10 protein-coding genes and 1 pseudogene are annotated in these 10,437 nt (G+C 70.6%); 1 reads left to right on the top strand and 10 read right to left on the bottom strand.

Annotated features, from left to right (window positions below):
- From AC1D1T_RS25690 to AC1D1T_RS25655, 8 genes are all read right to left on the bottom strand, one after another.
- Positions 1-629: M55 family metallopeptidase (locus AC1D1T_RS25690; RefSeq protein ID WP_477992738.1), on the bottom strand; the 629-nt coding region annotated here is incomplete at its 3' end.
- A 10-nt stretch (positions 630-639) separates the two neighbouring features.
- Positions 640-1,707, bottom strand: coding sequence for a P1 family peptidase (locus AC1D1T_RS25685; RefSeq protein WP_477992737.1), 1,068 nt, complete (start codon positions 1,705-1,707; stop codon positions 640-642).
- Positions 1,707-2,588 carry a glutathione ABC transporter permease GsiD gene (gene gsiD / locus AC1D1T_RS25680; protein WP_465112413.1) on the bottom strand — a complete coding sequence of 294 codons (882 nt, stop codon included), beginning with the start codon at positions 2,586-2,588 and terminating at the stop codon, positions 1,707-1,709. Before gsiD ends, AC1D1T_RS25685 begins: the two co-directional genes overlap by 1 nt.
- The gene (gene gsiC, locus AC1D1T_RS25675) at positions 2,585-3,505 is read right to left on the bottom strand and encodes a glutathione ABC transporter permease GsiC (protein ID WP_047511653.1); all 921 of its coding nucleotides are present in this window, start codon (positions 3,503-3,505) and stop codon (positions 2,585-2,587) included. Before gsiC ends, gsiD begins: the two co-directional genes overlap by 4 nt.
- A 4-nt stretch (positions 3,506-3,509) precedes the next feature.
- Positions 3,510-5,048: a glutathione ABC transporter substrate-binding protein GsiB gene (gene gsiB / locus AC1D1T_RS25670; RefSeq protein WP_465112411.1), complete on the bottom strand. Its 1,539-nt coding sequence runs from the start codon at positions 5,046-5,048 to the stop codon at positions 3,510-3,512.
- 37 nt (positions 5,049-5,085) lie between these two features.
- Positions 5,086-6,939, bottom strand: coding sequence for a dipeptide ABC transporter ATP-binding protein (locus AC1D1T_RS25665; protein WP_477992736.1), 1,854 nt, complete (start codon positions 6,937-6,939; stop codon positions 5,086-5,088).
- Complete coding sequence (locus AC1D1T_RS25660) at positions 6,936-7,934, bottom strand: isoaspartyl peptidase/L-asparaginase family protein (RefSeq protein ID WP_477992735.1); 999 nt, start codon at positions 7,932-7,934, stop codon at positions 6,936-6,938. The genes AC1D1T_RS25665 and AC1D1T_RS25660 overlap by 4 nt, the downstream gene beginning before the upstream one ends.
- Positions 7,931-8,845: a MurR/RpiR family transcriptional regulator gene (locus tag AC1D1T_RS25655; RefSeq protein ID WP_477992734.1), complete on the bottom strand. Its 915-nt coding sequence runs from the start codon at positions 8,843-8,845 to the stop codon at positions 7,931-7,933. Before AC1D1T_RS25655 ends, AC1D1T_RS25660 begins: the two co-directional genes overlap by 4 nt.
- Positions 8,846-9,024: 179 nt before the next feature.
- On the opposite strand from AC1D1T_RS25655, the gene AC1D1T_RS25650 reads away from it, so the two are divergent.
- Positions 9,025-9,276 (top strand): hypothetical protein, encoded by a 252-nt coding sequence (locus tag AC1D1T_RS25650; RefSeq protein ID WP_477828569.1) that lies wholly within the window; start codon positions 9,025-9,027, stop codon positions 9,274-9,276.
- A 19-nt stretch (positions 9,277-9,295) separates the two neighbouring features.
- Here the strand turns inward: AC1D1T_RS25650 and AC1D1T_RS25645 are convergent, their stop codons facing one another.
- Together AC1D1T_RS25645 and AC1D1T_RS25640 are read right to left on the bottom strand one after the other, a co-directional pair.
- Positions 9,296-10,144: a dihydrodipicolinate synthase family protein gene (locus AC1D1T_RS25645; protein ID WP_477992733.1), complete on the bottom strand. Its 849-nt coding sequence runs from the start codon at positions 10,142-10,144 to the stop codon at positions 9,296-9,298.
- Between the two features lie 8 nt (positions 10,145-10,152).
- Positions 10,153-10,437 (bottom strand): annotated as a pseudogene (locus tag AC1D1T_RS25640) (hypothetical protein); the annotation flags it as partial.

Here is a 10,437-nt window from a genome sequence, read left to right as displayed (position 1 = left end):
GCCACGCCCTGCACCGCCTCGCGCGCCGCCGCCTCGATCGCCTCGCGCGATTGCGCCGGCGACAACGAGCGCCCGCTGCGCGCGCCTTCGGACCATTTGACGACAGTGCTCGCCACACCCGGCAGCAACGCCGCCACCTCGGCGGCCATCACGTCGCAGCCGCTGGCCATCAGCACCGGCACGCCGAACTCGCCGGCCAACGCGGCATACAAGCCGATCTCGCCGAGCTCCAGCCCGCCCAGCCACACCCGCGCGATCGCAAAACTGTTCGTCGTATGCGCCAGCACGCCGCGGGTCTTCGAACGCGAATGCCAGCCCACCATCAGCACGCCGTCGACGCCCTGGTCGACGCCGGCCATCATCCCGAGCTGCCGCGGCTTGCCCTGGATCAGCTGCGCCCGCGGGTCGATCTCGTCGGCCAGCAGGTTGCCGAAGTGCCCATGCGAATCGTTGACCAGCACCGCGCCGGCCCCGCCCGCGAAGGCGCCGCGCACCGCCGCGTCGGCCTCCTGCGTCATCCAGCGCCGCGCGCGTTCGTAGTCGCCGTTGCCGGCCTGCGTCTGCTCGGGCCGCCACACGCCGGCCACGCCTTCGATGTCCACGGCCACCAGGATCGTCGGGGTCTTCATCCTTGCTCTCTCATGAAGTCATCATCAGCGCCCGCCAGTCGGGCGCCACATCGGTCAGCGCGCGGCGCGTGCGGCCGTCGCGGCCGGTCACCGTGGTGGCTGCGAACAGCGCATGCACGATGGCCTGCTCGGTCGCTTCGGCCGCAGCCTGGAACAGGCCGTCGAGCGCGCTCTCGTGCAGCATCGCGACAGCGGGCATCGGCTCGTCCGCAAGCTGCGGCACGCGCCATGCGGTGCTGAACGCGAGCGCGATGTCGCCGCTGCCGTGCCCGTAGTCGGAACCGGTGCGCKCCAGCCCCGCCGCCGCGCGCCGCGCGACACGGCCCAGCTGCCGCGCATCCAGCGGTGCGTCGGTGGCCAGCAGCACGATGATCGAGCCGCGCTCCGGCCCCGCATCAGCGTGCAGGCGCGCCTGCAGTTGCGCGCCGATGCGCCGGCCGGYGATCGTCAGCGCCTCGGGCCGGCCCTGGTTCGCGAGCACCAGCGCGCCGAGGTTGAACCCACGCCCCTGCCACGCGACCCGGCGCGATGCACTGCCGATGCCGCCCTTCAAGCCATGGCACGACATGCCGCGCCCTGCGCCCACGCTGCCCTGCGCAACACTCCCCGGCCCTTCGCGCGCGACCGCCAGCGCCTGCGCCACATGCGATTCCTGCAAGGCCAGCGCGCGCGCATCGTTCAGCCACCCGTCGTTGCACTCGAACACCAGCGGGTTCAGCGTCGGCAGGCTGCGCGCGAGCTCCGGGTTCTGCGCCAGCCCATCGCGCACCAGCGCCGTCGCCGCGGTGCCGACCGCCAGCGTGCTGACCAGCGCGATCGGCGATTCGAGCGTGCCGAGCTCCTGCACCTGCATCAGCCCGAGGCTCTTGCCGAAGCCGTTGATCACCGCCAGCCCGGCCGGCAGCTTGTGCAGGAAGAGGTTGCCCGGCTGCGGCAGCAGCACGGTGGCGCCGGTCTGCGTCGCGCCGTCGGCCAGCGTGCAATGGCCGAGCGCGACGCCCGGCACATCGGTGATCGCATCCAGCGCTCCCGCGAGCAGCACGCCCACGCGCGGTGCGCCGAGCGCCGAGAGCTCCATCAGAACTTGTCCAGCTTCGGGTCCAGCGCGTCGCGCAGGCCGTCGCCCAGCAGGTTGAACGCCAGCACCGTGACGAAGATCGCGAGGCTCGGGAACAGCGCGACGTGCGGCGCGTTCAACATGTCGGCACGCGCTTCGTTCAGCATCGCGCCCCACTCCGGCGTCGGCGGCTGCGCACCGAGCCCGAGGAAGGACAGGCTGGCCGCGGTGATGATCGAGGTGCCGATGCGCATCGTCAGGTACACCACCACCGAGGCCACCGTGCCGGGCAGCAGGTGGCGCAGCATGATCACGGTGTCCGAGGCGCCGATCGAGCGCACCGCCTCGATGTAGGTCTGGTGCTTCAGCGACAGCACGTTGCCGCGCACCAGCCGCGCGAAGGCCGGCACGCTGAACACCGCGACCGCGAGGATCACGTTGACCATGCCGTTGCCGAGGATCGCGACGATGCCGATCGCCAGCAGGATGCCGGGGAACGCGAACAGCACGTCGGCCATGCGCATCACGATGCGGTCCCACCAGCCCTGGTAGTAGCCGGCCAGCAGCCCGAGCAGCGTGCCGATCACCGCGCCCACCGCCACCGAGATGAAGCCGGCCGCCAGCGAGATGCGCGCACCCATCAGGATGCGGCTGAAGATGTCGCGCCCGAGCGAATCGACTCCGAACCAGTGCCTGGCCGACGGCGGGGTGTTCAGCGCGTCGTAGTCGAAGAAGTTCTCCGCATCGAACGGCACCAGCCACGGCGCGAACGCCGCCACCGCCACCAGCAGCAGCACGAACGCGCCGGCCACCAGCGCGACGCGCTGGCGCTTGAACTTGCGCCAGAACTCGGAGGCCGGCGTGCGCACGGCCGTCGTGGGAGCGGTAGAGGGTGTGTTCACTGGAAGCGGATGGTCGGGTTGATGACGGCGTACAGCACATCCACCAGCAGGTTGATCAGGATGAACTCGAGCGAGAACAGCAGCACCAGCGCCTGGATCAGCGGGTAGTCGCGCATCTCGACCGCGTCGACCAGCAGCCGGCCCATGCCGGGCCAGTTGAAGACGACCTCGACGACGATCGAGCCGCCCAGCAGGAACCCGAACTGCAGGCCCATCATCGTGACGACCGGGATCAGCGCATTGCGCAGCCCGTGCTTGAACACCACCGGCAGCTCGCCCAGGCCTTTGGCGCGCGCGGTGCGCACATAGTCTTCCTTCAGGATGTCGATGAACGAACTGCGCGTGAAGCGCGCCATCACCGCGGCCACGCCGGCGCCGAGCGTCAGCGACGGCAGGATGTAGTGCCGCCAGCTGTCGGCGCCGACCGTCGGCAGCCAGCCGAGCTGCACCGAGAACAGCTGCATCAGCACCATGCCGAGCGCGAACGACGGGAACGAGATGCCCGAGATCGCGAGCGTCATGCCCAGCCGGTCAGGCCAGCGGTTGCGCCAGACGGCCGAGGCCACGCCGAGCACCAGCCCGAGCAGCACCGACCAGCCCATTGCCGCGAGGGTCAGGAAGAAGGTCGGGCCGAAGCGCTCGGCGATCTCGGTGGACACCGGCCGCTTGCTGCGGATCGACAGCCCGAAGTCGCCCTGCAGCGCATGGCTGAAGAAGCGCACGAACTGCTGCGGCAGCGGCAGGTCGAGACCGAGGTCGCGGCGCACCAGCTCGACCGTCTCGGGGCCGGCATCGACGCCCGCCGCCAGCCGCGCCGGATCGCCCGGCAGCAGGTGCACGAAGGCGAACACCAGCACCGCGACGATCAGCAGCGTCGGCAGCAGCCCCAGCAGGCGCTTGATGAGGTAGACGACCATTCAATCACTTCAATTCGACATCGTCGAAGTTGAAGCTGCCGTCAGGAATGACGTAGAACCCCGCCAGGTTGCGCGCCCGCACCGACACCAGCCGCTCCGTCACCAGGAAGGCCCAGGGCGCGTCCTTCCAGATCTGCTTCTGCGCCTCGGTGTAGAGCTTCGCCTTCTCGGCCTTGTCGGTGGTCACCAGCGATTTCGCGATCGCGCCGTCGACCACCTCGTTCTTGTAGTACGCGGTGTTGAACAGCTTCGGCGGGAACGACTCCGAGGCCAGCAGCGGGCGCATCGCCCAGTCGGCCTCGCCGGTCGACGACGACCAGCCGACGTAATACATGCGCACCGGCGCGGTCGCCGGGTCCTGCGCGCTCTCGACGCGCTCGACGCGCTGGCCGGCTTCGAGCGCCTGCACCTGCAGCTTGATCCCCACCTGCGCCAGCTGCTGCTGCACGAACTGGATCACCTTCTGCGCCGTCGTGTGGTTGTAGGCCGACCACAGCGTCGTCTCGAAGCCGTTCGGGTAGCCGGCCTCCTTCAGCAGCTCGCGCGCCTTGGCCGGGTTGTACGGCCAGGGCCCCAGCTTGGCGGCGTACTCCACGCCCTGCGGCAGCACACCTTCGGCGGGGATCGCGTAGCCGGAGAAGGCCACCTTGATCAGCGCATCCTTGTTGATCGCGTAGTTGATCGCCTCGCGCACCTTCGGGTTGTCGAACGGCTTCTGCTGCACGTTCATCGACAGGTAGCGCTGGATGATCGACGGCGAGGCGGTCACCTCCAGGCTCGGCTTCTTCGACAGCGTCTCGACCGCCTCCGGCGGCACCGGGAACGCGAAGTGCGCCTCGTTGGTCTGCATCACCGCGGCACGCGTGTTGTTGTCGACCACCGGCCGCCAGGTGATGCTGTCGACCTTCGGGTAGCCCTTCTTCCAGTAGCCGTCGAACTTCTCGACCTTCAGGTAGTCGGTGGCCTTCCACTCGACGAACTTGAACGGGCCGGTGCCCACCGGGTTCTGCGCGATGCCCTTGCTGCCGTACTTCGCGAGCGCCGCCGGCGAGATGATCACGCCCGACGGGTGCGCCAGCGTGTTGATGAACGGCGAGAACGGCTCCTTCAGCGTGAAGCGCACCGTGGTCGCGTCGAGCGCCTCGGTCTTCGCGATGTTCTTGTAGAGGTTGTAGCGCTTGAGCTTGTTGTCGGGGTTCGTCACGCGGTCGAACGTGGCCTTCACCGCCTCGGCGTTGAACGGCGTGCCGTCATGGAACTTGATGCCGCTCTTCAGCTTGACGGTGTAGACCAGGCCGTCCTTGCTGGCGGTGTGGCTCTCGGCCAGCACCGGCACCATCTTCATGTCCTTGTCGAAGCCGTACAGGCCCTGGTAGAACGACTTGGCGACCGCCTGCGACAGCGTGTCGTTGGCGTCGTACGGGTCGGTGGTCGTGAAGGTCGACGCGACGGCGATCGTGATGTCCTTCGCGGCCTGGGCGGCCAGCGCGGTGCCGGCCAGTGCCAGCGCGGCGGCGATTCGGGAGAGCTGTTGTCGGTTCATCGAGTACTCCTGGCTTTGAATGAGCAGAACAAGAAGATCAGAAAGCGACGCCCACCGGATGGCGGGCCACGAAGTGACCGGGTGCGACCTGCTGCAGCGGGGCCACCGTCGGCAGATCACCGACCGCGCGCACCGGGCTCGCGATCTCGTCGGACAGCAGTTCGCGCTGGCGGCGCCGCGTCGGGTCGGCCACCGGCACCGCGGCCAGCAGGCGCCGCGTGTAGGCATGCTGCGGATTCTCGAACACCGCGCGGCGCGGGCCGATCTCGACGATCTGGCCCAGGTACATCACCGCGACGCGGTGGCTGATGCGCTCCACCACCGCCATGTCGTGCGAGATGAACAGGTAGGCCATGCCGAACTCCTGCTGCAGGTCGAGCAGCAGGTTGACGATCTGCGCGCGGATCGACACGTCGAGCGCCGACACGGCCTCGTCGGCGATCACCACCTTCGGGTTCAGCGCGAGCGCGCGCGCGATCGCGATGCGCTGGCGCTGCCCGCCGGAGAACTCGTGCGGGTAGCGGTTCGCCGCCTCGGCCGGCAGGCCCACCTTCTCGAGCAGCCAGCGCACGCGCTCCTCGGCCTGCTTCTGCGGCATCAGCTTGTGGATCAGCAGCGGCTCGATCACGCTGTAGCCGACGGTCAGCCGCGGGTCGAGCGACGCGTAGGGATCCTGGAACACGAACTGGATGTCGCGGCGCAGCGCCTGCAAGGCGGCCCCTTCGAGCGGCGCGATGTCGCGCCCCGCCACCTCGACGCGGCCGGCCAGCGGCGCCACCAGCCGCGCGAGCGAGCGGCCGGTGGTCGATTTGCCGCAGCCCGATTCGCCGACCAGCGCCAGCGTCTCGCCCGCCTTCAGCTCGAAGCTGATCTGCTCGACGGCGTGCACCTGGCGCTTCACGCGGCCGAGGATGCCGCTGCGCAGCGGGAAGCGGGTGACGAGCCCCTGCACCGACAGCACCGGCGGCAGGTCGGCGCGCACGCTGTCGGGCATCGTGACCTGGTGCGTGGCGGCCACCACTTCATCGCCGGGCAGTGCGAAGCGTGCCGGCAGGTCCTGCCCTTGCATGGCCCCCAGCTGCGGCACCGCAGCCAGCAGCGCCTTCGTATACGCCTGCTGCGGCTGCGCGAACAGCGCGCGGCAGTCGCCCGATTCGATCCTGTCGCCGCGCCGCATCACCAGCACGCGGTCGGCGATCTCGGCGACCACGCCCATGTCGTGGGTGATGAAGATCACGCCCATCGACAGCTCGTGCTGCAGCTGCTGGATCAGCGCGAGGATCTGCGCCTGGATCGTCACGTCGAGCGCGGTGGTCGGCTCGTCGGCGATCAGCAGCGTCGGCCGGCAGGCGAGCGCCATCGCGATCATCACGCGCTGGCGCATGCCGCCCGACAGCTGGTGCGGATGGCGGCCCAGCACCTCGCGCGCCTCGGGGATGCGCACCAGGTCGAACAGGCGCAGCGCCTCGGCCATCGCCTCGCGCTGCGAGCGGCCCTGGTGCAGGCGGATCGATTCGGCGACCTGCTGGCCGACGGTGAAGACCGGGTTCAGCGAGGTCATCGGCTCCTGGAAGACCATCGCGAGGTCCGCGCCGCGCAGCGCGCGCATGCGGCGCCCATCGGCCTGCGCCAGGTCGACGCGCTCGCCGTCGCGGCGCGTCAGCCACATCTCGCCGCTGTCGATGCGGCCGCCGCCGTGCTCGACCAGGCGCATCAGCGCGAGCGACGACACCGACTTGCCCGAGCCGGACTCGCCGACGATCGCGAGCGTCTCGCCGGCATCGACGTGGAAGTCGAGCGCGCGCACCGCCTGCAGCCGGCCGCCTTCGACGGCGAAGCTGACGCTGAGGTTGCGCACGTCAAGCACGCGGCGCGGTGGGGTGCTTGTCATTGCTCGGGGCCCGCTTCGTCGGCATAGATGGCAGAGACCGGCGCTTCGCCGATGCGCGCCCAGCCGCGGTACATGCCCTCGGTGTTGAACGGCAGCGCGACGTTGCCGCGCGCATCGACGGCGATCAGCCCGCCGCGGCCGCCGAGCGGCGGCAGCTTGTCCATCACGACGCGCTTCGCGGCGAAGCGCAGCGGCAGCCCGACGTACTCGACCAGCGCCGACACGTCGTAGGCGGCGAGCCCGCGCATGAAAGCCTCGCCGACGCCGGTGCACGACACCGCCACCGTGCGGTCATTCGCATAGCAGCCGGCGCCGATCAGCGGCGAATCGCCGACGCGGCCGGGGCGCTTGTTCGTCATGCCGCCGGTCGAGGTGGCGGCGGCCAGGTGGCCGTGCGCATCGAGCGCGACCGCGCCGACGGTGCCGAACTTGTCGCGCTCGTCGAGCGGCGCGGGAACGGTGGGGGCCAGTTGGCTCGCGCCATCGTGGTCGAGCGCGGTGCGGTCGCTGGCCTGCATCGCCTGCAGTTGCGCGAAGCGCTCCGGCGTGTCGAACCACTCCGGCGCCACCGTCTCGCAGCCCTGCCCGGCGGCGAACTGCTCGGCGCCGGGACCGATCAGCATCACCGGGCCGCCGGCCTCCATCACCGCGCGCGCGGCGAGGATCGGGTTGCGCAGCGTGCGCACGCCGGCCACCGCGCCGGCGGCCAGGTCGCTGCCGCGCATCAGGCAGGCATCGAGCTCGTGGCGGCCGTCTGCCGTGTAGACCGCACCGCGGCCGGCGTTGAACAGCGGGCATTCCTCGAGCTGCCGCACCGCCTCGGTGACGACGTCGATCGCCGCGGCACCATCGGCGAGCATCGCCTGCGCGCTGCGCAGGATCTCGTCGAGCGCGGCGCGGTAGCGGGCCTGCTGTTCGACTGAGATCGACGCACGCGACAAGGTGCCGGCGCCGCCGTGGATCGCGATCACGGGTGAAGTCAACGACAGACTCATCGCACGCTCCCCGGCGCCACCTGCAGCCACGGCAGCACGCCGCGGGCCATTTCTTCGGCGCGCTGCACCGCGCCCTCGGTGCGGTGCGCAAGCGCGGCCACCAGCGCCTCGAGCAGTGCCAGCACGGTGGCGTTCGAGGTGGGCGCCACCTGGCGGCTGACGTGCGCATACAGCGTCACGTCGGCCAGCGGCACCAGCGGCGACGACGGCTCGTCGGTCAGCGCCAGCACCTTGACGCCGCGCTCGCGCGCGAGGCGCGTCAGCGCGATGGTGTCTTCCACATAGCGCGGGAACGCCAGCGAGATCAGCAGGTCGCGCGGCCCGCGCTTCACGAGCTGCCGCGCCGCATGCGAGGGCCCGCCCGCCTGCGCGAGGCTGCCGACGCGCGAGCACAGCGGCTCCAGCTCGTGCTGCAGCACGCCGGCCAGGTACGCGCTGCTGCCCCAGCCGAGCGTCAGCACCTGCTCGGCCTCGGCGATCAGCGAGACGGCCTGCTCGCAGGGCTGGTGCTGCAGGGCTTGCAGCGTGTGTTCGAGGTTCGCCGCCGTCTCGCGCAGCGAAGCCACCATCGCCTGCTGCGTCCCGGTGGGCTGCTTCAGGTTGCTGCGCAAGCTCTCGACCGGCGCCAGGATGGCCTCGAAGCCGCGCGCCAGCTCGGCACGGAACTGCGGGTAGCCGGCGAAGTTCAGCGCGCGGGCGAAACGGTTGGCGGTCGCGATCGACACCGAGACCTCGCCGGCAAATTCATCGATGTTGAGCGTGGCCGCCCTGAAAGGGTGCGCCAGCACGGCCTGCCCCATGCGCTGCATCGCGGCGGGCATCGCCGGAATGCCGGCGGCCACCTGCTGCAGCACCGGCAGGCTGGCGAATCGGCCCGCCCAATGAGGGGAGCCGGCGGAAGGGGGCGTCACGGTCATGAAAACTGGGTTTCAGAAAACTTCGCGGACTGTAAAGCAAATTACAGGCCCGCTCGGCGACCCGAGGGAATGCCCTGAGGTCCAGCCTTCGGTCCTACAGCGCGCGGCGGAGGCGTCCGACACCTCGGGCGTGTGTGGGCGCCGATGATAAGCACCCACTCTGGAGGACATCGATGAAGAAACTCATATCCATCCTCGCCCTGCTGTTCGCGGCCGGTAACGCGTTCGCGCAGGCCGGCACCGCCGTCAAGGAGGGCGCCAAGGCGACCGCCGAGACCGCGAAGCAAGGCACCGAGAACGTCAAGGGCGCCGTGACCGACGAGCCGTCGAGCACCGTGCACAAGACCAAGGCCAAGGTGCACAAGGCCAAGGCGAAGAGCCACGCCAAGAAGGCCAAGGCCGCGGCGAAGGAAACGGTGCAGTAGTCTCGGCAGCCGGCGCGGGCTATGCCGGCCAGCGGGCCGGCGGCCGCGGCCGCACGACCGCCTCGCGCAGCACCCCGGCATCGCGGAGGAGGGTCTTGCGTTGCAGGATCATCGTGTCCGGGTCGGCCTGCTCGCGCAGCGCGACCGGCAGCATCCGCGCGTTGGCCGCCACGGCGGCGGCCCGCTCGCCGCGCCGCCAGCAGTCCATCACGTCGACCAACGCGCGCGGATGCGGGTAGCCGGTGAAGAAGCCGTCGGCGCCGTGTTCGAGTTCCTGCAGGCAATGCACGCCGCCCAGCCCGCCGAACAGCCGCAGGCGCGGCCCGAGCAGGGTTCTCAGCCGCGCCATCTTGTCCGCCGTGGGCTCGTCCTCCACCTTGATGCCGACGATCTCGGGCACGCCATCCACCAGCACCTGCAGCAGGCTGGGCGGCAGCAGGCCACCGAACTTCGGGTGGTCGAGCAGCACGATCGGCATGCGCATCGCCAGCGCGATCGCGCCGACATGGGCGAGGATCTGCTGCGCATCGCCGCGCGGCGGCTTGACGAGCAGCGCGCCCGCTCCGCAGCCGGCGGCGACGCGGGCCTGCGCCAGCGCGCGATCGGTGCGCTCGTCCAGCACGCCGACAGCGACCGGCGCACGGCCGGCAGCGCGCCGCACCACCCGCTGGATCACGGCCCGGCGCTCCGCGTCGTCGAGCAGGTCGCCTTCGCCGGCAATGCTGGCCGGCACCAGCCCGGCGGCACCGCCGTCGAGGTAGTGCTCGACGACGCGGTCCAGGCCGTCGAGGTCCAGCCCGCCGCCGCTCACCATCGGCGTCGGCAGCACCGCGAACAGCCCCTGCAGCCAATCCGGCGGCGTGTGCACGGCCACCCTCAGGCCGCGACGGCGCGCTCGGCCTCGCGCAGCACGCCGTCGAAGAAGGCGCAGCGCGCGTCCAGCGCGGCACGGATCGCCTCTTCGACGAGCAGCACCTCCTGCGGCGTGCGCAGCATCGGCAGCAGCACCGATTCGAGCTGGTCGGCGTGCCCGTCGTCGACGTGGATGTGCACCTCGAAGAACTTCAGCGCCGCAGCGTCGAACGGCGCGGCCTGCAGCAGCCCGCGCTGGATCTGCGTGTACAGCGCGCCCACGATGCCCTCCGAGGCATAGCACAGCGC

The organism is Rhizobacter sp. P2_H3, from assembly GCF_056403355.1.
Note: the sequence above shows the minus strand (reverse complement) of the source record. Positions and strands in the feature narration are given on the sequence as shown.

Bases quoted from the DNA above. Each gene is read 5' to 3' on its own strand.
- gsiC (WP_047511653.1), bottom strand. From the start codon at position 3,505: ATGGTCGTCTACCTCATCAAGCGCCTGCTGGGGCTGCTGCCGACGCTG.
- gsiB (WP_465112411.1), bottom strand. From the start codon at position 5,048: ATGAACCGACAACAGCTCTCCCGAATCGCCGCCGCGCTGGCACTGGCC.
- AC1D1T_RS25665 (WP_477992736.1), bottom strand. From the start codon at position 6,939: ATGACAAGCACCCCACCGCGCCGCGTGCTTGACGTGCGCAACCTCAGC.
- AC1D1T_RS25660 (WP_477992735.1), bottom strand. From the start codon at position 7,934: ATGAGTCTGTCGTTGACTTCACCCGTGATCGCGATCCACGGCGGCGCC.
- AC1D1T_RS25650 (WP_477828569.1), top strand. From the start codon at position 9,025: ATGAAGAAACTCATATCCATCCTCGCCCTGCTGTTCGCGGCCGGTAAC.